Annotated in this window: 20 protein-coding genes; 11 read left to right on the top strand and 9 right to left on the bottom strand. The window is 46.1% G+C overall.

What is annotated here, in order from left to right; all coding sequences use genetic code 11:
• The first annotated feature begins 544 nt into the window (after positions 1-544).
• Positions 545-1459 carry a diacylglycerol kinase gene (locus AS034_RS14935; protein WP_058299096.1) on the top strand — a complete coding sequence of 305 codons (915 nt, stop codon included), beginning with the start codon at positions 545-547 and terminating at the stop codon, positions 1457-1459.
• 392 nt (positions 1460-1851) lie between these two features.
• Here AS034_RS14935 and AS034_RS14930 read toward each other — a convergent pair whose 3' ends face one another.
• Positions 1852-2202, bottom strand: a complete 351-nt coding sequence (locus AS034_RS14930) for a hypothetical protein (RefSeq protein WP_032085478.1) — start codon at positions 2200-2202, stop codon at positions 1852-1854.
• 294 nt (positions 2203-2496) lie between these two features.
• Here AS034_RS14930 and AS034_RS14925 point away from each other — a divergent pair, with 294 nt between their 5' ends.
• The 3 genes from AS034_RS14925 to rlmD all read left to right on the top strand — a co-directional run bounded on the left by AS034_RS14925 (position 2497) and on the right by rlmD (position 4844).
• Positions 2497-2802, top strand: coding sequence for an antibiotic biosynthesis monooxygenase family protein (locus tag AS034_RS14925; protein ID WP_032085479.1), 306 nt, complete (start codon positions 2497-2499; stop codon positions 2800-2802).
• Complete coding sequence (locus AS034_RS14920) at positions 2802-3173, top strand: globin family protein (RefSeq protein ID WP_058299095.1); 372 nt, start codon at positions 2802-2804, stop codon at positions 3171-3173. Before AS034_RS14925 ends, AS034_RS14920 begins: the two co-directional genes overlap by 1 nt.
• A 297-nt stretch (positions 3174-3470) precedes the next feature.
• Complete coding sequence (rlmD, locus tag AS034_RS14915; RefSeq protein WP_058299094.1) at positions 3471-4844, top strand: 23S rRNA (uracil(1939)-C(5))-methyltransferase RlmD; 1374 nt, start codon at positions 3471-3473, stop codon at positions 4842-4844.
• A gap of 68 nt (positions 4845-4912) precedes the next feature.
• On the opposite strand, the gene speD is transcribed toward rlmD, so the two are convergent.
• The gene (speD, locus tag AS034_RS14910) at positions 4913-5302 is read right to left on the bottom strand and encodes an adenosylmethionine decarboxylase (protein ID WP_058299093.1); all 390 of its coding nucleotides are present in this window, start codon (positions 5300-5302) and stop codon (positions 4913-4915) included.
• Positions 5303-5550: 248 nt separating this feature from the next.
• On the opposite strand from speD, the gene AS034_RS14905 reads away from it, so the two are divergent.
• The 3 genes from AS034_RS14905 to AS034_RS14895 all read left to right on the top strand — a co-directional run bounded on the left by AS034_RS14905 (position 5551) and on the right by AS034_RS14895 (position 7210).
• Positions 5551-6471, top strand: a complete 921-nt coding sequence (locus AS034_RS14905; protein WP_058299092.1) for a spermine/spermidine synthase domain-containing protein — start codon at positions 5551-5553, stop codon at positions 6469-6471.
• A 73-nt stretch (positions 6472-6544) separates the two neighbouring features.
• On the top strand, positions 6545-6775 hold the full coding sequence (locus AS034_RS14900; protein ID WP_058299091.1) for a helix-turn-helix domain-containing protein: 231 nt from the start codon (positions 6545-6547) through the stop codon (positions 6773-6775).
• Positions 6776-7015: 240 nt separating this feature from the next.
• A complete protein-coding gene (locus tag AS034_RS14895; RefSeq protein WP_032085483.1) occupies positions 7016-7210 on the top strand; it encodes a YwbE family protein in 195 nt (64 codons plus the stop codon).
• Between the two features lie 102 nt (positions 7211-7312).
• On the opposite strand, the gene AS034_RS14890 is transcribed toward AS034_RS14895, so the two are convergent.
• Genes AS034_RS14890 through pxpB form a run of 3 tightly spaced genes read right to left on the bottom strand, consistent with a single transcriptional unit; the run spans position 7313 to position 10238 of the window.
• Entirely contained in the window at positions 7313-8497 is a 1185-nt protein-coding gene (locus tag AS034_RS14890; protein WP_058299090.1) for an NRAMP family divalent metal transporter, read from the bottom strand.
• Between the two features lie 35 nt (positions 8498-8532).
• Positions 8533-9534, bottom strand: a complete 1002-nt coding sequence (locus tag AS034_RS14885; protein WP_058299089.1) for a 5-oxoprolinase subunit C family protein — start codon at positions 9532-9534, stop codon at positions 8533-8535.
• Positions 9531-10238: a 5-oxoprolinase subunit PxpB gene (gene pxpB, locus AS034_RS14880; RefSeq protein WP_058299088.1), complete on the bottom strand. Its 708-nt coding sequence runs from the start codon at positions 10236-10238 to the stop codon at positions 9531-9533. Before pxpB ends, AS034_RS14885 begins: the two co-directional genes overlap by 4 nt.
• 324 nt (positions 10239-10562) lie before the next feature.
• Here pxpB and AS034_RS14875 point away from each other — a divergent pair, with 324 nt between their 5' ends.
• Positions 10563-11723 carry an MFS transporter gene (locus tag AS034_RS14875; protein ID WP_058299160.1) on the top strand — a complete coding sequence of 387 codons (1161 nt, stop codon included), beginning with the start codon at positions 10563-10565 and terminating at the stop codon, positions 11721-11723.
• A gap of 380 nt (positions 11724-12103) precedes the next feature.
• On the top strand, positions 12104-14848 hold the full coding sequence (locus tag AS034_RS14870; protein ID WP_058299087.1) for a hypothetical protein: 2745 nt from the start codon (positions 12104-12106) through the stop codon (positions 14846-14848).
• Between the two features lie 782 nt (positions 14849-15630).
• Here the strand turns inward: AS034_RS14870 and AS034_RS14860 are convergent.
• The 4 genes from AS034_RS14860 to AS034_RS14845 all read right to left on the bottom strand — a co-directional run bounded on the left by AS034_RS14860 (position 15631) and on the right by AS034_RS14845 (position 19633).
• Positions 15631-16167 carry an RNA polymerase sigma factor gene (locus tag AS034_RS14860; RefSeq protein ID WP_058299085.1) on the bottom strand — a complete coding sequence of 179 codons (537 nt, stop codon included), beginning with the start codon at positions 16165-16167 and terminating at the stop codon, positions 15631-15633.
• Between the two features lie 212 nt (positions 16168-16379).
• On the bottom strand, positions 16380-18377 hold the full coding sequence (locus AS034_RS14855) for a DUF6449 domain-containing protein (RefSeq protein ID WP_058299084.1): 1998 nt from the start codon (positions 18375-18377) through the stop codon (positions 16380-16382).
• The gene (locus AS034_RS14850) at positions 18349-19251 is read right to left on the bottom strand and encodes an ABC transporter ATP-binding protein (protein WP_058299083.1); all 903 of its coding nucleotides are present in this window, start codon (positions 19249-19251) and stop codon (positions 18349-18351) included. Before AS034_RS14850 ends, AS034_RS14855 begins: the two co-directional genes overlap by 29 nt.
• The gene (locus AS034_RS14845) at positions 19244-19633 is read right to left on the bottom strand and encodes a GntR family transcriptional regulator (protein WP_058299082.1); all 390 of its coding nucleotides are present in this window, start codon (positions 19631-19633) and stop codon (positions 19244-19246) included. The genes AS034_RS14850 and AS034_RS14845 overlap by 8 nt, the downstream gene beginning before the upstream one ends.
• A 268-nt stretch (positions 19634-19901) precedes the next feature.
• Between AS034_RS14845 and AS034_RS14840 the strand changes: the two genes are divergently transcribed.
• Together AS034_RS14840 and AS034_RS14835 are read left to right on the top strand one after the other, a co-directional pair.
• Positions 19902-20690 (top strand): ABC transporter ATP-binding protein, encoded by a 789-nt coding sequence (locus AS034_RS14840; RefSeq protein ID WP_058299081.1) that lies wholly within the window; start codon positions 19902-19904, stop codon positions 20688-20690.
• A 3-nt stretch (positions 20691-20693) separates the two neighbouring features.
• A complete protein-coding gene (locus tag AS034_RS14835; protein ID WP_058299080.1) occupies positions 20694-22316 on the top strand; it encodes a hypothetical protein in 1623 nt (540 codons plus the stop codon).
• Positions 22317-22535 lie beyond the last annotated feature (219 nt).

Here is a 22535-nt window from a genome sequence, read left to right as displayed (position 1 = left end):
TTATGAAAGTCTTTTTTAGAATGCTTGTCTGCAGCATACTTTTATGCGGAAGATAAAGAAAGTTAGTTTAAATCGGAGCTTGTTTAAAATAGAATTTTACTCCTTAGTCCAATCCCGCTGTTGGTTGGAGTGGAAGACGAAGACTCCTGCGGGAAGAGTAAGTAATGTGAGACCCCGCAGGAACGCAGTGACGAGGAGGCTCACGGGCTACCCGCGGAAAGCGAAGTCTTCCACGGAAACCATCAGCGGAGTTAACATCATTAACTTAGTCGCCGGTCTTTTGTAATAAATCAAAGAGCCAAATGTCATAAAACCTTCTTTTATTCCCTCGGATTTTATTAGATTTTTTTTCGGAAAAGAGTTATGATATGGAGCGGTAGATGCTTGTTTGAAGAAAGGCATCTATTTTGCCATTTTTAAACAAACAGCAGGAATCAAAGCCATATTGCATGTAAACACTTATTTTAATATGATGTTAAAAGATGGAATTCTAATATAATCTCCGAGATCGGGTAATTCAAACTAAAGATTAGGATGATGGGGTATGAAACGCGCAAGAATTATATACAATCCTACTTCAGGCCGGGAGCTTTTCAAAAAGCATCTTGCCGAAGTGTTGATTAAATTGGAACAGGCAGGATATGAAACATCCGTGCACGCAACGATCTGTGAAGGCGATGCAACAAAAGCGGCCAAAATCGCTGTAGAACGGAAATACGATATCGTCGTCGCAGCAGGCGGGGACGGAACGCTGAACGAAGTGGTGAACGGACTGGCGGAACAGGACTATCGTCCGAAGCTTGGCATTGTGCCGATGGGGACGACCAATGACTTCGCGAGGGCCCTTCATATTCCGAGGGACATCGGACAGGCCATTGATGTCATCACGAAGGGAGAATCCATCCCTGTCGACATCGGCCGCATGAACGAACGTTATTTCATCAATATCGCAGGCGGGGGACGCATCACAGAGTTGACGTATGAGGTCCCAAGCAAGCTCAAGACGATGATGGGACAGCTTGCCTATTATCTGAAAGGCATTGAAATGCTGCCATCGATCAAACCGACGGATGTATCGATCGAATATGACGGCAAGCTTTTTGAAGGCGAAGCGATGCTGTTTTTAATCGGATTGACCAATTCAGTTGGAGGATTTGAGAAGCTCGCTCCTGACGCTTCAATCAACGACGGCTTGTTCTCGCTTCTAATTTTGAAAAAGACAAACCTGGCGGAGTTCATCCGTATCGCTACGCTTGCCGTCCGCGGTGAACACGTGAAAGATCCGAACGTCATTTACACACAGGCGAACCGTATCAAAATCCATGCGAAGGAAAAAGTGCAGCTGAACGTGGATGGTGAACTCGGCGGCGTCCTGCCGGCTGAATTCGAAAACTTATACCGCCACCTGGATGTATTTGTCCCGCTGGACAAGATCCGCCCTGAAGATAAGGCGATTTGAATGTGAAAAGGAATGCCCGTTATTGCGGCATTCTTTTTTTTATGGAGTTAGAGGTTTGGGGGGGTGTGGACGTTGGTTTGTGGAAGTATTTGGTAAGTGACGGAATTATTTTGAAAATTCGAAGATTATCGGGTGAAATTAAAAGATTTTCAACTGGAATTAAAAGATTATTGAGGTAAATTCGAAGATTATGGCCATAAATCGAAAGAATCACAATGAAAGCCGCGTCCCGGCGTCATTAATACAACCAAAAACCGATGAAAGCCCCGCCCCGGCACCGTCAAAACAATCAAAAACGATGAAAGTCCCATCCCAGCATCAGCAAAACAACCAAAAAACGGCCCCCCGATACCAACCTCGGAAAGCCGATTTCCATTTTCACCACAAAATCTCTATTGAACCAATAAAAACACCAAAAAAACAAGCGGAAACCCGACTAAAAAGCCCCACCCGATCTGCTGCTTATGCCGGAAAGGCAGTTTCCTCACGATGAACGAAAGTACATGGGCAACCATCACGAATACGAACGCCCATATCAGCTGGCCGACGACGAATACGAAGAGATAGGACAGGATGGATTGACTGCCCAGTACAAGTGAGAGGCCGAATCCGATGGTCAAGGTTAAAAAGGTGAGCCCCATCAAGATATAAGGGAGCCACCAGCGGCGTGATTTTAATGTAAAAAGCACACCGAGGAACACATTCCCCACCAGGATCAGGTTTACTAAGATGTCTGGATTCATATGATCTACCTTCTTTTACATGTTCTTTTTTGAAGTCATTATTTTAAGAAAGAAATATACAGCATTCCCTATTTCCTTTTGAGTAAATCTTGAAACGAGGTAAGTTTTGACAGGGTGCAGAGCTGGTCTCTCTTAAAATATCTTTCTATACTAGCAACTATCTCCGATTCTTTTCAAGCGATAACATGGATCTTCCAGAAATCGTCATGAAGAATAGTTTCCATGTGAACCCCGTTGTGTTAAAGTGGGAAAAAAGCTTGTCGGCAGCAAAAAGCCAGGAGAGGGGTGGATTTCATGTATATCGTACATTCAACATTCGCTGTACCGGATGATAAGGCGGATGAGGTCATATCCATTTATCATTCGCGTTCGGGGCTCGTGGATGAAGCAGAAGGATTTCAGCGGTTCCTGCTTCTCCAGAATGAAAAGAAGCCCGGCGAAATCACCGTGCATATGGAGTGGGATACGAAGGAACATTTCATGACATGGATACAAAGTGGAGATTACAAACGGATTCATGAGCTTGAAAAAAAGTATCCTGATAAAGATCTTGCATCGATCATCCCGTCGATTGATAAGTATAAGGTGGTGGCTTACTGATGGATAGTATGTACAAACCTGTCATAGACAGCGCCGTAAAGAAGCTCTATGAACGTTATCCCGAGCTGCTCGAGAGATTCGGGGGAATCGGTATGCAGAAGTGTTACGAAGATAACGTACACCATTTTAATTACCTTAACACGACAGCGGCGGCGGGTGATGAAAAGATCTTCGTCGACTATGCATTGTGGCTGAACAATGTCCTGATCAGCAGGGGCATGAAATCCAATCATTTAATCGATAATTTCCAGTGTATCGTTGAAGCCCTGGAAGAGAGCGACATCGAAGAAGCCGGCCGCTTTCAGGTGTATCTGAATGCCGGGATCACGGCGATCCGCGAAAATGATCTGGCATCGCAGCTAAGATCGTAGAATACGTGCAAGGACATCGGAGACGGAATGTGTCCGGTGTTTTCTTTTTGAATAAAAAATAAGTGTGTATGCTATCCAGCTCCGGCGGCTGCAGGCTTGAGGTCAAAAGCTAAATGGTCCAGGATGGCCAAAAGCTCCTTCACGGTCCATCCATCTTATGCTTGTCTGGTCGAGCCGCCTGCGCATTTCGGGTTGTCGAGCTCGGGCGGCTGGCACTTCGAAGTGTATTTCAATTTGACTGACCGGATGTGGTACAATCAGTAGAGTCTAATTAGGAAGCAGAAAAGGAAGATCATAATGAGTAAAAAAGCACCTGTTCAAAAAAATGATTATATAGATGGCGCCTATTTCGAGGATTTGACGCATGATGGGAACGGCGTGACGAAGGTGGACGGCTACCCTTTATTCGTTCCCAATGCGCTGCCCGGTGAAGAAGGCACGGTGAAGGTCGTAAAACCAAGTAAAGGATACGGGTTCGGGCGTTTGATGGAACGGACGAAGGAAAGTCCTTACCGCCAGGAACCTCCGTGTCCGATTTACAGGGAGTGCGGCGGCTGCCAGATCCAGCATATGACCTACGAGGGCCAGCTCAGAGCGAAAGAGAAGAATGTACGCGATGTGATGCAGCGGATTGGTAAGCTTCAAGACGTCAAGATCCATGAAGTGCTTGGGATGGAAGAACCATGGAGATACCGGAATAAAGCACAGGTGCCGGTCGGTGAAAAAGACGGGCGCTTTGTAGCAGGTTTTTATCAGAAGCGCAGCCACGAAATCATCGATATGGACAAATGCATCATCCAATATGAAAAAAATGATGAAGTGATCCAGCACGTTAAGGATATCTGTCAAAACCTCGGCATACGTCCATATGATGAAAAGAAACATAAGGGGACGCTCCGCCACATCATGACCCGCACGGCATACACGACAGGGGAGGTCATGGTCGTCCTTGTTACAAGAACGAATGAGCTTCCCCATAAGAATGAAATTGTGGAAGAGCTCGTCCGGAATATTGAAGGATTGAAATCCATCATCCACAATGTGAACGGGAAAAAGACGAACGTGATCATGGGTGATACGACACGCGTCCTCTGGGGCGAAGAAGTCATCCACGATAGGATCGGAGACGTGAAGTTTGCGATTTCTGCCCGGTCCTTCTATCAGGTCAACCCTGAGCAGACGAAGGTACTGTATGACAAGGCACTCGAGTACGCAGATCTCAAAGGTGAAGAAACGGTCATCGATGCATACTGCGGAATCGGGACCATCTCGCTTTTCCTGGCCCAGACAGCAAAGAAAGTGTATGGAGTGGAAATCGTCCCGCAGGCGATTGCCGATGCAGAACAGAATGCGGTCCTGAACAATATGACGAACGTTGAATTCAAGGCAGGACCGGCAGAAGTCGTCATCCCTGAATGGTATGATGACGGGATCAGCGCCGATGTGCTCGTCGTCGATCCGCCGAGAAAAGGATGCGATGAAGCACTTCTCGACACCATCCTCACCATGAAACCGAAAAAGGTCGTATATGTTTCCTGCAACCCTGCAACATTGGCACGCGATCTGCGCATTTTGGAAGACGGCGGGTATAAAACAACTGAAATCCAGCCGGTCGACATGTTCCCGCAGACGATGCACTGTGAGGCAGTCGCGAAAATAGAATTGGTATAATCAAGAAGAGAGGCCGGGGGCTTCTCTTTTTTTAGGTTTTAGAGGACAACGGAGGTTGGACTGCGTATTCAATCCTCACGGAGGGCCAATCTTTTGATCGTCAAATCACTTTGTCCCCGCGTAACTTTTAATGAATTCACTTTGTCTGGTTTTAAGGCTGATAACAGATACTGGATTGATTTCAAAGGGTCGACTGAATGGCCGCAAGTATATCCGTCGATGGCGGCAAATCCTTTCTCAGGATACGTATGGATGGAGAGGTGGCTTTCTGAGAGGACTGCAAACAGAGTGGCTCCGTGCGGGTCGAATCTGTGATAGTCAATTGAAAGAACCGTGGCTCCGCTTGCCAGGGCTGATTCATTCAATTGCTCTTTTAGAAAAGCGATATCGTTGAGCTTATCGAAATCCACGCCCCACAAGTCGGCAATGATATGTCTCCCGAATGTACTGTATTCCAAGTGACTCCTCCTTTCTTCCGCTTTATTTAGAATATGTACGAGCCCTCTATTTTGACTTGAAAATGGATGCAGCTTTCTTAAAATCCACCTATTAATCTATATGACAGTTATCTGCAGGGGTGTTTGTCCCTTCACAACGATAGGCTTACAATCTATTTTTTCCCGAATGATAGAAACGGAAGAACTTATGAGTTGATTTCAAAATAAAATAGAATAATGAGAAATCAATTATAGGGAAGTGATTAATAATGGGACATAAAGCCAATGATTCTCAAGAGAAAAGAGTCCCGGAAACGTACGGGGATGATTGGGACCGTGCTGGGCTGAAGGAATTGAACGCCGGCGGGCATGATCGCCTTTATAAAGGCAGGAGCAAGTTTCAGGACATTCAGGTCATAAGTGCCGTGGATATCAGGTTATACTTGAATGAACAACTGCAGTTCAGTTCCCTGGATGAAAGGATTTACCACGAAGCGTTCGTCCATGTACCTTTCGCGCTCGGCAAATCGATAGAATCGGTTCTGGTACTGGGTGGAGGGGATGGACTTGCCCTGCGTGAAATCCTGAAGTATCCCGGTGTCAAAGAAGTGGATTTAGTCGATATTGACGGCAAAGTGGTAGAGATTGCAAGAAATGTTCCTGCCGTGGCTGAATTAAACGAACAGGCTTTTTCAGATAAAAGGGTAACGGCACATATCGAGGATGCCAAAGTCTTTATTAAGGAAAATAAGAAGATGTATGATTTGATGATCATAGACTTTCCCGATCCAACAAATGAACTCCTGGCAAGTTTGTACAGCAGGGAGCTATTTGAAGAGTTCTATCATTTGCTGAATGAGGATGGATTGCTTGTATGTCAATCTAATGCCCTGGACGCCACCCCCACGGTATTTTGGAGTATCGGTTTGACCCTTGAACAAGCGGGGTTTCATACGAAACAGTATCACACGATCATCCCTTCTTTCGGTGATTGGGGCTTCCAGCTGGCTGCAAAGAAAGAAATCACTTTAAAGTTCCAGAAAATAGAGGTCCCCCACCGCACCCTGCCCAGAGAATTGACCACACTATTCGTATTTCATCCTGCCTATGAAGAGTATAAAAAAGAAGCCATCATCAATTCCGAATCGAATTTGAAGATCCATGAAATTTTCAGGATGGAAAACATTTAAGAGAGGCATGCATCTGAATGGCTTGCGGGTTATGCTATAATAGTGAAAAATATTCATTATTGAGGCGAACCATATGTATCTCACAATCGCAGAAACAGCAGAATACCTTTCCCTGCCCGAATCGTATATAGAAGCTATGGTGCATGATAATAAAATAAGAGCGGTTCATGACGGAGAGCAGTACTTGATCTACCGTGAACAATTCAACCAGCACCTCGAACAGATGGAAAAAGCGAAAAAACAGCTGGCCGAATACCTCAGCGAGCCGATTCCGGAAGATCCGGATGTGAAGGATGAGGATTGACGGGGTATAAGTGGAATCACTGGTGACAGAGGTCAGAAAAACAGGATCGTTGATTAAGTAATTGCTCCAGATTTAGATTTATTGCGCCGGAATTAGGATTATTGCGCCACAATCGAAATATTTGCGCCGGAATCCCCGGAATTGCGCCTCTTTTTCATTTATTGCGCCACTTGTCGAATTTTCTTTCATACACACTTTAATCAGAACCCGCCCAAAATAAAACAAAGACAGGAGAATTCCATGAACGGACAACAGCGAGCAAATATCAAACCAGGACTTCAAGTTGAAATCGTACTGAAAAAAGACCAGCGTACCGGGAATCTGACCCAGGGGGTCGTAAAAGACATCCTGACAAATTCGGCCAATCATCCCCACGGCATCAAGGTCAGGCTCGAGGACGGCCAGGTCGGAAGAGTAAAGAATATTTTATCTTAAAGCTTAAAAGAAGGACAGTCCCTCGATCACGAGCGGGCTGTCCTTTTTGTCGTAAAAAAGCCCCAAATCCCCTAAAGGATTTGAGGCTTCAATGATGGCTGGCTAAAACAACTTCGGCAATTCATTGATCATTGTATAGACACCCATATACGACATGGCCACCACGATGATGAGGCCGAATACCGTCAGCCAGACCGGATGTTTGTAATCGCCGACGATTTTTTTCTTATGTGCTGCAAGGAGCATGACCCCAAGGGCGATCGGCAGGATCAATCCGTTCAGCGCACCGACGAGGATCATGACGGCAACTGGTTTACCGATCGACACAAACACGAGTGTCGAGATGACGATAAAACCGATGATCAGCCATTTATGGTATTTTTCCAAAAGAGGGGTGAAGGTTCGGATGAATGATACGGACGTATAGGCAGCCCCGACCACGGATGTGACGGCAGCTGACCACATGACGATCCCGAACATTTTATATCCGATGTTTCCGGCAGCAAGATTGAAGACGGATGCCGGCGGGTTTGACGGGTCAATTTGCAGACCCTGCGCAACGATTCCGAGCGAAGCCAGGAATAAGAAAATGCGCATGAGGGAAGCGATCCCGATGGCAGAAACAGAGCTTTTCGTAATTTCAGGAAGAGCTTCCCTGCCCGTGATGCCAGCTTCGAGCAGACGGTGTCCGCCCGCGAACGTGATGTAGCCTCCGACCGTACCGCCTACCAGAGTAATGATGGCCATGAAGTCGATCGTATCCGGCATGAATGTCTTTGTGACTGCTTCTCCGACGGGAGGGCTCGATGTGAACATGACATAAAGGGTAAGAAGAATCATTAAAAATCCGAGAATCTGTGCAAACTTGTCCATCAATCGGCCAGCTTCTTTGAAAAGGAAGATCCCGATGGCGATAAGGCCGCTGAATAAAGCGCCCATCTCAGGGGAAACCCCGAACAATACATTCGTTCCAAGTCCTGCTCCGGCGATGTTCCCGATATTGAAAGCAAGGCCGCCGGCAACAATCAGGAATGCAAGGAAATAGCCCAAGCCGGGGAGGATATCGTTGGCGATGTCCTGGGCCCTTTTTTCAGATATGGCAATGATCCGCCAGATGTTCAACTGGGCCCCGATGTCAATGATGATGGAAATGAGGATGACGAAGCCGAAGCTTGCTGCCAATTGTTCCGTGAACACAGTCGTCTGTGTCAGGAACCCCGGGCCGATGGCCGACGTGGCCATCAAGAAGGCAGCCCCGAGCAAAACGCTGAGATTTGAAGTTTTCATGTATTTCTCTCCTTTTCTGCTGATTCTGTGATGGTTTATTTAAGCTTGAGTGCAATCCCCTGCTTTAGATGGCGAAGCTGCTTTTCCCTGTCTATGAGAAGCTTCTGGGCTTCCTCATGGGTGATGACTGTAAAGGATAGCTCTTCTCCCGGTTTCGTCTGGGCGATCAGCGGAAGGTCGACAGAAGCGATCTGGCCGATGCGGGGGTAGCCTCCCGTCGTTTGCCGGTCTGCAAGCAGGATGATCGGATTTCCGTCCGAAGGAACCTGGATGGTCCCAAAGGAAACGGCTTCAGATATCATATCCGTATCTTGTTCCAGTTCGAGTGTTGTCCCCTCCAGCCGGTAGCCCATACGGTCGGACTGCGGCGACACTTTGAATGGCTTTTCGAAGAATACCTGCCTGCTGTCTTCTTTGAAAAGCGGGAACTCGGGTCCTTCCATCACCCTGATAGCCTTTTGTGACCGGTGGATGGAGATGAATTCCGAAGAAATCGACCAGTCGATTTCCGTAAAATGGCCGTCCTCCAAGTAAGGGGTCAGATACTCGATTATTTCCTGTGAATCATCAAGCACTTCACCGGAATGAAGGAGGTCTCCTTCTTTTAAACTGCGGCCGCCATAGCCGCCGATTCCAGCCCGCAAATAGGTGGAACGGCTGTTCATGACAGAAGGCGCGTCAACGCCGCCGGCAAGGGCGAGATATGACCGGGCACCGCTTTTGCATCCGCCGAATTTCAAGGTGGAGCCTTCTTTCACTAGAACGGACCTCCATAATGGGACGGGCTGTCCATCAATGGAAGGGGATAAGTCGCCTCCGCAGATGGAGATGAGGGAGGTCTCCTGGAATTCAAGTACTGGACCGGTAAGGGTCATTTCAATCACCGCTTCGTTTTCATCATTCCCCACAAGCCAGTTCGAAATTCGATGGGCGATCGGGTCCATGCTTCCGCTGACGATGACGCCGTATTTTTGATATCCGTATCTTCCGAGGTCCTGTACGGTGGAGAGGAGGCCCGGCTTTACTACATGGATCATGCTTTTCCCTCCATTTCTTTAAATTCATCTTCAGAGATCGAAACGAATTTAATGCGGTCTCCCGCCTGAAGGAGACTCGGGGTCTCTTCATCCGGCTGGAACAATGACAGGGGAGTCCGGCCGATCAGCTGCCAGCCGCCCGGCGTTTCAATCGGGTAGACGCCTGTCTGGTCGCCGGCGATCCCCACGGCGCCTGCCGGGATTTTCATGCGGGGTGATTTTTTTCTCGGTGTGGCAAGTTCCGGGTCTAAACCTCCGACATACGGGAAGCCCGGTGCAAACCCGATCATGTATACAAGGTAGTCACCGCTAGCGTGCTTCGATATGACCTCATCCGCCGATATTCCATGATAGGCCGCCACTTCTTCCAGATCAGGACCGTATTCCCCGCCGTAGCATACAGGGATTTCTACGACTCTGCCGGAAGCGGAAGTGTGTGCTGCATCGCCGGTAAGCAATTCAGCCAATAGTGAGCAGACTCCTTCATAAGGAAGTTGTCCTTCTCTTTCCTGTAAAACCAGCATTGGATCGTAATAAAGGGTGACAGTCGTAAAAGCGGGGATGATATCGACCAGCCACTCTTGAGGAGTTTCTTCTAATATGGATGTGACTAACTTTACCTTTTCATGCGTGCCGGTTTCAATTGCATTCCCCAATTGAATGACGACGGCACTGTCTCCCAAAGGCCGTAAAGAATAGTTCAAGCTGCTTCCTCCTTTAAAAAAGTTATATTTATACAAATTTATAAATAAATATTCAAAAATAGATAGTCAAATTAATTTTTCAGAACTTTTGGTCATGTTGTCTATTATAGTATAAATCGATAACTTTTCAATGAGGGAAATCATTGTAAGAAAATAGCAGAAATCTTTGGGATGAAATGATATCTCTTTTTTCCGGAATGTGCTATTATTTAGTAATTCGAAATAAATTCTTAGAATAGGTTATTCACGTGAATAAATGAATAATAGAAAGGGGGATTTCCTGTGACTAAAACAAAAGAACCTCTATGGACAAGGTCTTTTATTATGTTGATGGTGGGAAATCTTTTTGTATTCATGTCGTTTCAAATGCTGATCCCGACTTTGCCGCCTTATATCAAATCACTTGGCGCGTCAGGTCTGGAAATCGGTCTGGTGACGACTTTATTTTCAATCGGAGCGGTTTTGAGCAGGCCTTTCATCGGCTTTATGCTTGAATATAAGGATCGGAAGCCTTTGGTCATCATCGGGGTGGTTTCATTGCTGCTCATTACGGTGATCTATCCACTGTCTTCGATCGTCGTGATCTTTTTGATGTTCCGGTTTGTGCACGGTCTTGCGTGGGGGTGGTCGACGACCGTCAACGGAACGGCTGCCGTCGATGTCGTGCCGAAATCCCGCCTTGGTGAAGGGATGGGCTATTACGGATTGTCGATCACCATCGGGATGATCATCGCACCGAGTCTCGGAATCTATCTGTTTCAAGTGACGACCTTCACGAATCTGATCATCACATCCAGCGTTCTTGGCGTTATTGCCATCGTCCTGCTTGCCCTGGTCCGTTATCAGACTCCGGCAGTCGTGAAAGAAACAAAAAAGGATGATCTTAAATTCTCCTATATGGGTTCATTGATTGAAAAATCAAGCTGGTTCCCTGCATTCATCACGATCATGGTCACATTCGGCTACGGTTCGATCGTCACCTTCATCGTCATTTTCGGGGAAGAGCGCGGTATACAGCATATCTTCCTGTTTTATTTGTTCAACGCCATCATGGCCTCCATTTCAAGACCGGTTGCAGGGAAGTGGTTTGACGACCACGGTCCGAAGGGACTTGTCCTTTTCTGCATAGCGATCACATTTGCAGGCATGTGGGCATTATCATTCGCCCATTCGGACGCACTGATCATCGTATCGGGAATCCTGTTCGGAGTGGGATTCGGCTCGCTGATCCCTACCCTCCAGTCATGGACGCTGTCGATGACGCCGGATAACCGCAGGGGAGTGGCGAATGGAATGTTCTTTTCATCCATCGACCTCGGCATCGGGCTGAGCGGACTTGTTTTCGGTGTCCTTGCCCAATTCGTCGATATCGGAGTCCTGTTCCAGATCTCAAGCTTCTTCCTCGTACTCGCATTCATCGTGGCAGTCATGCAGGGCCGTAAGCAGCAAAAGCGTAGGCGGCTCGGTCAGGCCCGACAAGCATAAGAAGAATCGGCCGGGAAGGCGTTCTTTGCCTTCATGGCCGATTCAGCTTATGACCTCGAGGGACTAGCCGCCTGAGCTGGATGAACCAAAAGCGTAGGCGGCTCGGCCAGGCCCGGCAAGCATAAAAAACAGAGTTTACACCTTCATAAAAGGTGGTAAATATTTAGGACTATTCAGTTTTCGAAAGGGTGTAGCCTTTTTGTAACGGGTAGTCCTTTCTTGTGTAATGAAAGTGAGTCGAATGAATCACGGAATAAAGAATCAATTAGAAAATGAAAAGGAAATGAAACTTTATAAGGGTGAAATTCTGATAGAATGATAGCAATAGACTAGTCTGTGAGTCCTTTTTCCAAGAGGGATCACATATATCGGAGGACATTATGACTGAAGAAAAATTATTGATGGAGAAGTCGTTTTATGAAACTTTTTTAATAGACAATGAATCAACCCTTCATCCTATTGAAGTACTGGGGGCTGCGTTTGTGGAGGAGCAGCAGAACGAACCCTACGACCTGACGTACATCCGCTATGCGCAGGGTGAGGTGTATTTTCACAGCAAAGATTATGAAGCGGCCATCTTTAAATGGGAGAGCGTCCTTAACGAGCTCGAGCCATGGGCCAAGAAGAACATCGCTGATTCGTATTATGCACTGGGCATGCTTTCTTCAGCGGAGGATGTCTACACAGGCATCTCGACCGAAAATCCGGTGCTGACGATGGAGATTTCCCTTCAACTGTTCCATCTCTATATCGAAAGAAGCAAGCTGAAGTCGGCGTATCGCATCATTGAAAAAGCGCTCGGCATCGACCCTGATTATCCGCATGTTTCCCAACTTGCAAAAACGTTTTATGAAGAACAGCAGGACTGGAAAAATGCAGTCGGCCTTGCTGTGGGCGAATCGATCCGGACAGGCAGTGAAATATGGTTCCGCTCCCTGCTGGAGTATGCGGAAATGGGATATACGTCAGTATACACACCGAATTATTTCTACGATGTGCTGATCGCCGTCTATGAAAAAGATCGTCCGTTGTTCAGGGATCTTGTTCAGAGCTTATGGACCTCATTCAGGGAAGTTCCGGAGACTCATATTGAATGGATGGCCACGGTGAACACAATCTTTGAATATGTGGAACCGGAAACCGGCGAACGCTGGGGAGAGATCTCAGCCGAGTTCCAGAATGCCTATCTTCACTTCCTGGAAGAAGGGTATCTGGTAAAAGAAATCGAAGGCTTCATGCCTGCTCTATTGGCCAACTGGCTGAAAATCAGCAAGCAAGAGCAGCCGCTGTTTGCATCGGCAGCAGTGATGGCCTGGAGTGACGTCTTTGCTTATTCCATGGATCCCGAGGTTGTAGAAGAAGCGGAAAGGCTTCTCCTGCAAGGGGAATATCCTGCTTTCAAAATGGAAGAGACCCTGCTCCTGTTGAATAAAATCATCAGCTGGTCCGAGGGGAACGGTGCACCTGTCTCTTATAAAATGAAGTGGATCGCCGAGCAGCTCCTTGACACAAGCCAGCAATACCTTGTGGTTGCGGGCAGCGAATCCAGCGGTAAATCTTCCTTTGTACAATCCGTGCTTGGGGAAAGCGTGGGTGAGGCAGAGCATTCGACTGTCGTATACAGATATCACCGCGACCAGGTCGAAGTAACCGAGGTCCATGAGCGCGGTGCGGAGAAAGTGGAAAGCATCGCTGACTTCGAGGAGTTAATGGAGAGGGAATCATTCGTCGAGTACCGGCTGCCTTCCGATTTCCTTCAGAAGAATGGAAGTGCGCTGATCGACGTACAGGCTAACAGCAGGGGAATGAAAGATCTGACTTCCTTCTATCCCGCTGCAGACGGCCTTCTCTATGTGCTAAATGCAGACGCACCATTCAATGCTGAAGACCGCAAGACACTGAGGACATTGAAAGAGATCGGTCAGCACGTAAATGTCCATTTCCTTTTGAATAAGATGGATAAAATCGACCATGCCGGCCATTCTGAAGAAATCATTGAATCGGCCCGTACCAAAGCCAGGGAATGGTTCCCATCTGCTGAAGTGCTTCCGTATTCATCACTTGAAGCGGTACACCTTCAGCAGCGCGATGTGGAAGCATTTTTGAAAAATCATTACTTCCATCATCCGGGCGAGCTGAAGCGTGAGCGGAGAGTGAAGCTTTTCTATCTTGTTAGGAAAACGCTGAAAGATTTATTCTCCCAGCGAAAGAATCAGGAGCTTGGTTTACAAGAAGCAATCGAAAAAAATAAAGATATCCTTGTCCGCCTGAACGGCTTCCATACTTACCTGGAAGACATGCAACATGATAAAACCAAGGATATAAAAGATTCTTTCCGCAAAAAGAAAGAAGAGATGAAAAAAGAAATCTCGAGGAAAGTCCCTGAGATCCTGAGCGGTTGTTCGGATCTGATCACGGAAGAAAGTGACTTCAGACAGATTCACACCGAGTTGAATGAAGCAATGAACGCCAGGATCCAATCGTATATCCAGGAAGATCTCATGCCGCGCTACATGATCTTACTGGAAAACTGGCTTCAGTCCTCAAGGCAGGAGCTGCAGGACGGCCAGGACTATTTACATGAAATGAGCACCACCTTCAATGAGTTATTCGGTAAAGACCGCGTTGTCCTGCAGTGCGATTTCCAAGTCGTCGACGACTGGAAAAGGGATGTAAGCAGGATGGGAACCAGGGCGCAGATCGATAAGGAGAATATCCTTCTCAAGTTCAAGCCCGGTCAGTTCCTGCTGAAGAGTGCCGGCAAATTATTCGGAGGGATCCCTCAGAACAAGAACCTGCTTCACACTCAGTACAAACGCTACCTGGAAAACGAAGATTATTCAGAAACTGCCGAATCGGTCGCGAACAAGTTTTTCGTCCAATTCGATTTGTTTGAAAAATCACTGGACCAGGACATCCAATCATTCTTTGCAGAGCCGTTCAATCAGCTTGATCTTACGATTAAAGAGACAGAAGCAGAAGTGGCGGCAGAAGAAGAGACATTGAAAAAAATGAAAGAACATCCGGAACGCTATTTCGATCCGATTACCCTGTTCGAAGTGAAATTGCTTCATGATGAGTACAGGATGAAGGCAGGGGCAGGGAGTACACGTCCGTCTTATTGACCTGAATAGTGGGGAGAGCCGATTCGCTTTTGGTGAATCGGCTTTTTGTTGTTTTATAGGGAGAGAAGTGGACCGGGGGAGGAGGCTGGTGAGGTGTTTTTGGGTGGATGGAATTTAGGTATTTTTAGTAATAGATGAAACTAACTTCATCAGAGCAGTTGAAAATTGGTCATTTTTGGTAAGTGACGGAATTATTCCTGAAATTCGAAGATTATCCATCAGAATTCGAAGATTAATGCCTGGAATTCAAAGAAAAAGTCCAGTTTTCGAAAGATTACAGGCTGAAATTAAAAGATTCCGCGGTTCCTCCTTTATAGCCGTAGCAAAAGTGGCAGCCGGTAAGGTCGTCAGAGGGGTTAGGAATGGGTCATTTTTGGTAAGTGACGGAATTATTCTAGAAATTCGAAGATTATCCATCAGAATTCGAAGATTAATGCCTGGAATTCAAAGAAAAATTGCAGTTTTCGAAAGATTCCAGGCTGAAATTAAAAGATTCCACCGATTCCGGCCGTTCCGGGAGCAACGTGATAGCGCTCATTGAGCTCAAAACGTTGATTACACGCCAAACTGCATTGCAATCAATACGCACACTGCCTCAAAAATGCCGATAACGTCATAAAACCACAACAAACCTCAAAAAACACTAATCACGCCCCAACCACCGAATACAAACGCAGCTCGGTCCACCCCCGCAACGCCAATTACACCCGTACAACTCTAATAAAAATAAAAACCCCCAAAGCGACGCACGCTCCGGGGATTCTACCCAATAATTTAACAAATCAAGCTGTCTTATTCAATAATACATTCAACTGTTTCCTCGCCCGGTGGTACCGGGTCTTGACCGTGGCAGGGTTAAGGTCGAGCCTGAGGGCGATCTCCTTATCACTGAGACCGTGGATTGCTTTTAACCGGAGGACTTCCTGCTGCGCAGCAGGAAGCATCCCGATTCCTTCTTCAATTTCTTCTTCCAACAGGTGAAAGTCGACTTCGGATTCTACCAATCTGGCTTCACGCGAGATAAATGGAGAATCATAGGTTTCCTGATCGTCGACCAGCTCTTCCCGGCGCTTTGATTCCTTCCGGATGAAGTCGATGGCTGTCCGGCTGGCAATCGATGAAAGCCATCCCTGAATCTTTCTGAAATCAATCAGGGTGTCCCATTTCCGGTATGCTTTCATGAACGTTTCCTGTACGATGTCTTCTGAAAGATGGGCATCCTTCGTCAGTTTATAGGCGATGTGATAAATCAATCGGTGAAATTGAATATATACATCCTCGAATGTTGGGGATTCAATGTGTATGAGTTTGGCACTCACTGGATATCACCTCGATTCTTTCTCATTGGCTGTTTTCTAAAAGATTGTTGCTTTTCGTATCTAGGCTTATACCTGAATATAGCCTGTGGACGTGCTCTTTTCGAACTCAACCCTTCAACAAGAAACGGACCGGTAACCCGAAAATACCCAAGTTCCGGTATTTTCCCGTTATCTATAGCAACAAAGTATACGAAAAGAGCTTTCTCATTACATTATTCAAGAGCTTGTTTTACAAAGGAAGGAGCGTCTTCTTCGGTCAGGCCCATCACTTCGACATGCGGTTGTCCTTTGTATTTGATGCCGACGAGATACGGATTTTGCTGTCTCTCATAGCTGAGCTTCTCCAGTATTTCATTCAGCTTTTCTTTTTCATTGATCTCAAGTCCGGTTCCTTGTTCCTTCAGTTTAGGGAAGATGTCGCCGGGGTAATCTGCTTTCATCAATTCACGAGTATGTTCTTTTTTATCAATGACATAGATCCAATCGATGTCATCCGCTGTCACTTTGATTTTCTCCAGGTATCCTTTATCGCGAAGCCATTGTTCGAACTCATCATATGTGTTGCGTATGCTTATACCTGTTCGCTGGTTATTGGATAACAGAACCTCAACGGAGAATGTGCTCAATCTGTTTTGATCGTCGAAGCTCTCATTGTAAATTTCTTTCTTTAAGATATCGATTGCTTCCTTGATTTCTTCAGGGTCGACAATTGTGACGGTTTTTCCAGCGGTGTATTCCTGGTGAAGCGTCAATTTATCGATTTTCTCTTCATCGATGTGGAAGATGTCGTTCGTAGCTTCTTTGTATTCCCGGGTTTCGTATAAAGCCGAGTAGTACTCTTTCAGATCACCTTGCTCGATTTCGTAGCTTCGGACCAGCGTACTTCCGTCTTCTAATTTATAGTAAAAGAATGCAGGCATCCGGTCGTATCCGGTCGAAGTTTCTCCTTTATTAATGATGGCTTTGTGCAGATTCCGTACTGCTTTGATCGAATCTTCTTCTTTCAGCATTGGATCGCGTTTGATCTCTGGAACGAAGCCATTCTCGCTGCTCATCATGATCTCACTGTCGCTGTTAAATAAGTCATAATAGCTGTAACCGACATACGCCTCCTTGATGCTGCCTGCTTCCGGCACTTTCTTTTCATATTGAAAAAGGTCGAATTGGAACAGGAATGAAGCGGCGCCGATCACAAGCAGGTAAACAACGTACCCTTTCCAGTGGTGAAAGACTCTCCAGTGTTTTTGTAAAATCATTTCTGCAACATAATAACCGATCAGGGCACCAACGACGTATCCAAACCACATCCAGTACCCCTGACCCTGCACTTCGGTGAAGTACATACCGCCGACAAGCATGGCACAGAAAGTCACGCTGTATTTAAAAATCGGCTGAAGGAGTTTGAATGTGATTGGCTGTGATGCTGTCTCGATTTTTCTATTTTTATAGAGTAGAAGAGCGAGTACATAGAATAAAATCGTCAATCCTGCATAAATCAGTGCGTCCCATCCTGAAATCATTTTGTTTTCGAGCATGGCCGCCTTGACGATCGGAGAATATTCTTCAATTTGGATGTTGTAATAGTATTCGGTCGGATAGCCGAACAAGATCTGCTTCAGGCTGAAGGTAACCAATAAGAACATTCCTGCCGGCAATAACAGAATGATGTAGGTCAGCGCGCCTTGCACCGCCGAAAGGCCTGTAACCATGGCGATGAACGTTCCCGTCAAGAAGAAAAGGAAAGACATCAGCAGTGTGATTCCGGCCCAGGCGAAGATGTCTGCTGCATCAATGTAAAGATTAAGTTCAGTAATCCAATAGAGTCCCAGAAGGAATAGTGTATTTAGCAGTATCGGTATCAGCAGGATTCCCAGTCCAGTGAGCAAAGCATGATGGAAAATCTTGTTCCGTTTGATCGGCAGACTGTGAATGAAATCCGCCGGGTGTTTTACGTGCAAGTAGCGGAACAGAAACACTGCCAGTAACACCGGGATAAGGAACAGCAGCCCCATTTGAATCGGATATTGCATTTTAAAAAGATTTTCATAGATATTGTTGTAATAAGTAAGATTTGGGTTCGTCAGTTTACCCAGGATGTCAATCGGAAGCGCAAACAACAGCCCCATAAAATAGACGATTCCCAGCCAGCCTACACTCCGCAGGCTTTGCATGATTAGTTCCTTATTGATCCAAGATGTTTTGGATGGCATATCCAACATCCCCCATTTCATATATAAAGATTTCTTCCAGTGTCAGCGGCAGTAAGTCGAAAATGACCGGATGGTAGGAACGAATCAGGCGTTCGACCTCTTCATGTTCACCGCGTACGATACATAATAGTACACTGCCCCTCGTTTCTTTATGAAGGACATCCAGTTTATTGAATAGTCCGTCGGGGACTTCCCCTTTAAAGGCGAGCTGGATTTTATGGATGCCTGATTTGAGGTCATCGAGTTCTTTTTCAAGCAGGAACCTGCCTTGATGCAGGATGGCGATATGGTCGCAGATATCCTCGACCTCTCTCAGGTTGTGGGAGGAAATCAGGATCGTCATTTCCCTTTCAGCCACTTCTGTAATCAGTACATTTTTTAATTTCTTTCTGACGACAGGGTCAAGTCCGTCAATCGGTTCGTCCAGCACCAACACATCGGGCTTGGCAGACAGGGCGAGGATAAAGGAAGCCTGGCGCTGCACCCCTTTTGAGTACTTATGAAGCTTTTTATTAGGATCGATTTCAAACAATGCGGTCAGCTGATGATAATACTCCTCATCCCAGCGGCTGTACGTATTTTTATAAAATTGAGCCATCTGTTTCAGTGTATAGTGGGTAAAAAAGAACGGCTGATCCGGAAGGAAGACGACTTTTTCCTTGATCGCGGTCTTTTCGAATACCGGCTGGCCATCCACCGTGATTTCTCCTTGATCTGCCTTTAAAATCCCGGCGATCGTACGCAGTAACGTGGTCTTGCCGGCACCATTTGATCCGAGCAGTCCGTATATGGATCCCTTTTCGATGGAAAATGAAATATTATGAATGATTTCGGTTTTGTCAAACGCTTTACTGACACCTTTAATCTCAATCATCAGCTTGATTCCCCCCGACTGATGCCTCGATTTCGGCGATCATTTCTTTTAAATCTTCAGCGGTGATCCCTAAATAAAGGGCTTCCGATAAGAGTTTTGTAAGTTCTTCTTTCACTTTCATGATTTTCTCCGCATTTTGGATGTGACTTGAAGGATTGACAAAGCTACCTCTCCCTTTCACTGAATAAATATATCCTTGAGATTCAAGTTCCCTATATGCTTTCTGGATTGTGTTTGGATTGATTGTCAGCTGCTGAGCCAATGTACGCACTGACGGGAGCTGCTCATCCGGCTTCAGCACTTCGTTGATGATCAGTTCTTTGAGCTTTTCCACCAATTGTTCGTAAATGGGCTTCCGGCTTCTTAAATCGAGTTCAAACATATCCACCCTCCCAACTGTATACAGTGTACTATCTGTCTTAATACAGTTAAAGTATATAACATGTTCTTCCATTTTAGAAGAGTTTTTTGGAAAAATTTTCGGGGAGCGTGACAACGGTGTTGATTTCCGTGCCGGCGTGTTGAAATATTTTAAATGTCGCACCCAATATCCTTTGGAATCCGTCAAATATCATAAGAAGGTACATATTCCAAATAAGGTAATTTATGTTAGCATGGAAAAATACTGCATAAGGAAAGAGGGGGACATCATGCAAGAGAGAGAAGAGCCGATATTGTTGATTAAAGGGCTGCGGAAGAGATATGGAAGCAAGGAAGTGTTGAGAGGTGTCGATCTGGAGGTCCATAAGGGTCAGATCATTGGATATATCGGGCCGAACGGGGCAGGGAAGAGTACGACGGTCAAGATTATCCTCGGTCTCGAGGAGGGGTATTCCGGAGAGGTGCGTCTTTTTGGTGAGAATATTTCTCGCCAGTCGGCAGCGTATAAAAAGAGGATTGGATATGTACCGGAAATGGCCGACTTGTATGATAATCTGACAGCCGAGGAATATTTGACGTTCATCGGTGAGCTGTACGGGCTTGAGCCGGATGACGCCGGGGAGAGGGCTGAAAAGTTGACTGCTTTATTCGGGCTGGAGGAAGTCTATCAATCTCGCATCGCATCCTATTCGAAAGGGATGAAGCAGAAGATCCTGATCATATCCAGTCTCCTGCATAATCCCGACATTCTGTTTTTTGATGAGCCGATCAACGGACTTGATGCCAACTCGGTCATGGTCTTTAAGGAGCTTCTTGCCCAGTTGGCTGCTCAGGGAAAAACCATATTCTATTCTTCCCACATCATGGATGTCGTCGAAAAGATCAGCAGCCGGATCATTCTTTTACATAATGGTTTGATTGTGGCGGATGGCAGTTTCGAAGAATTAAAGAATACGAACAGTGAAGGGACGCTGGAGGAAATCTTCAACCAACTGACCGGTTTCAATGAACATAGAGAAACGGCAGAGAAGATTGTTTCGGTTGTCCAAGGGGTGTAGGGGATGAAGGAATTTCGTACCCTTCTGTTTCTGGACTGGTTCCGGCTGATTTTTGAAAAAATGGGCTTCGACTACCGTGCTTTACGGAGGATCCTCCAGGTGAAATTCACTATGGATCAGCGGCGGGTCCCGACGATCTTTCAACAGCAGGGCAGTAAGGGGAAAGAATCCAAGGATGAAAACCGCTTCATTAAGTCGCTTTGGATTTATGCCCTGTTTGGCTTGTTCCTCATCCCGTTTGTCTTGATGGGAGAAAATTATATTTTTCAGATGAGCATCAGTTTTGCCGTGATCATGTTTATCATCATGATGTCGATGATCTCTGATTTCTCGGTTGTCATCTTGGACATCAGAGATAATAATATTCTGTTCACAAAACCGGTGGAGAAAAAGACGATCAGCCTGGCGAAGTCCATACATGTGTGTGTATATCTGTTCTTTTTGAGCGGGGCAATGACCGTCATCCCGCTGGTTGTCGCGTTGATCAATCAGGGATTTTGGTTTTTCCTCCTGTTCCTGGCAGGAATCATCCTGACCGACATCCTGATTGTCGTGTTCACCGCGCTCCTTTATTACCTTATCCTGAAATATTTTGACGGGGAGAGATTGAAGGATATCATCAACTATGTCCAGATCGGCCTGTCGATCGGGCTGGCTGTCGGTTATCAGGTCGTCGCCACATCCTTTGAATTGGTTGATCTGCAGGTGAACTTCACCGCAGAATGGTGGCAGATCTTTTTCCCGCCGATGTGGTTCGGTTCCTTATTTGAGTGGGTATTAAACGGAGCGGACAATCCTTTGATCATCCTGTTCTCGGGTCTGGCCGTTTTGTTTCCATTTGCTGCATTGGCTCTTTATATCAAAATCCTTCCCTCCTTTGAGAGGAATCTGCAGAAACTCAATTCTCATGGGGGAAAGAAGGCAAAGAAGTCCAATTTGATCGGAAAAAGCCTGATGAATCTCATGTGCAGCAAGGAAGAGCGTGCAATTTACCAATTTGCACATTATATGATGAAGAATGAGCGGGAGTTTAAACTGAAGGTTTATCCCGGACTCGGATTCGCAATCATACTGCCGTTTATTTTCATCTTCAACTTTTTGAGGACGTCTTCTTTTGACGACCTTTCTGTAAGCATGGTGTACCTCTCCATCTATACAAGTCTGACCGTCATCCCGACGGTCGTGATGCAGCTTGGATATTCAGGAAAATACAAAGGGGCGTGGATCTATAAAGTGGCGCCTGTGGAAAAGAATGCACCGATCCACAAAGGGACCCTGAAAGCGTTCCTGGCAAAACTTTTCATCCCATTGTACGTGGTGATGGCGGTATGCTTCCTTTATCTGTTCGGCCTAAAGCTGCTGACGGAGCTTATCATCGTCTTGATCAGTGCGCTCATCTACACGGTTGTTTGTTACAAGCTGCTGAGCAGCGGTCTTCCGTTTTCGGATAGTTTCGATGGGGTAAAACAAAGCGACGGCTGGAAGGTGCTGCCGTTTTATATCATCATCGGTGCATTTGTCGGCCTTCATTTTTTGGCAGTGAAAATGAATTATGGTGTGTATGTCTATTTGCTTTTCCTGTTGGTTGTGAATTTCTTTGTATGGAAATTTTCGTTCAAGGATTGAGATATGAACGGACCATGATTGAGGTGCATAAAAAACAAAGAGCTGGGCATCCCTGTATGGGTGCTTAGCTCTTTGTTTTTGAGGGAAGTATATGGAGAGGATAGACACAATCTGGAGCGGATGTCATATATATAGGAATGCAGACATTTGAGTTTACGCTTAAACATTTCCTTTGACGAAGAAAGTTTCCTTGATGCAAAATAGACGTATCAGAAAAAA

It is taken from the genome of [Bacillus] enclensis (assembly GCF_001456935.1).
GTDB classification, from domain to species: Bacteria; Bacillota; Bacilli; order Bacillales; family Bacillaceae_B; genus Rossellomorea; species Rossellomorea enclensis.
Note: the sequence above shows the minus strand (reverse complement) of the source record. Positions and strands in the feature narration are given on the sequence as shown.

Bases quoted from the DNA above. Each gene is read 5' to 3' on its own strand.
- AS034_RS14935 (WP_058299096.1), top strand. From the start codon at position 545: ATGAAACGCGCAAGAATTATATACAATCCTACTTCAGGCCGGGAGCTT.
- AS034_RS14930 (WP_032085478.1), bottom strand. From the start codon at position 2,202: ATGAATCCAGACATCTTAGTAAACCTGATCCTGGTGGGGAATGTGTTC.
- AS034_RS14925 (WP_032085479.1), top strand. From the start codon at position 2,497: ATGTATATCGTACATTCAACATTCGCTGTACCGGATGATAAGGCGGAT.
- AS034_RS14920 (WP_058299095.1), top strand. From the start codon at position 2,802: ATGGATAGTATGTACAAACCTGTCATAGACAGCGCCGTAAAGAAGCTC.
- rlmD (WP_058299094.1), top strand. From the start codon at position 3,471: ATGAGTAAAAAAGCACCTGTTCAAAAAAATGATTATATAGATGGCGCC.
- AS034_RS14905 (WP_058299092.1), top strand. From the start codon at position 5,551: ATGGGACATAAAGCCAATGATTCTCAAGAGAAAAGAGTCCCGGAAACG.
- AS034_RS14900 (WP_058299091.1), top strand. From the start codon at position 6,545: ATGTATCTCACAATCGCAGAAACAGCAGAATACCTTTCCCTGCCCGAA.
- AS034_RS14895 (WP_032085483.1), top strand. From the start codon at position 7,016: ATGAACGGACAACAGCGAGCAAATATCAAACCAGGACTTCAAGTTGAA.
- AS034_RS14890 (WP_058299090.1), bottom strand. From the start codon at position 8,497: ATGAAAACTTCAAATCTCAGCGTTTTGCTCGGGGCTGCCTTCTTGATG.
- AS034_RS14885 (WP_058299089.1), bottom strand. From the start codon at position 9,534: ATGATCCATGTAGTAAAGCCGGGCCTCCTCTCCACCGTACAGGACCTC.
- AS034_RS14875 (WP_058299160.1), top strand. From the start codon at position 10,563: ATGTTGATGGTGGGAAATCTTTTTGTATTCATGTCGTTTCAAATGCTG.
- AS034_RS14870 (WP_058299087.1), top strand. From the start codon at position 12,104: ATGACTGAAGAAAAATTATTGATGGAGAAGTCGTTTTATGAAACTTTT.
- AS034_RS14855 (WP_058299084.1), bottom strand. From the start codon at position 18,377: ATGCCATCCAAAACATCTTGGATCAATAAGGAACTAATCATGCAAAGC.
- AS034_RS14850 (WP_058299083.1), bottom strand. From the start codon at position 19,251: ATGATTGAGATTAAAGGTGTCAGTAAAGCGTTTGACAAAACCGAAATC.
- AS034_RS14845 (WP_058299082.1), bottom strand. From the start codon at position 19,633: ATGTTTGAACTCGATTTAAGAAGCCGGAAGCCCATTTACGAACAATTG.
- AS034_RS14840 (WP_058299081.1), top strand. From the start codon at position 19,902: ATGCAAGAGAGAGAAGAGCCGATATTGTTGATTAAAGGGCTGCGGAAG.
- AS034_RS14835 (WP_058299080.1), top strand. From the start codon at position 20,694: ATGAAGGAATTTCGTACCCTTCTGTTTCTGGACTGGTTCCGGCTGATT.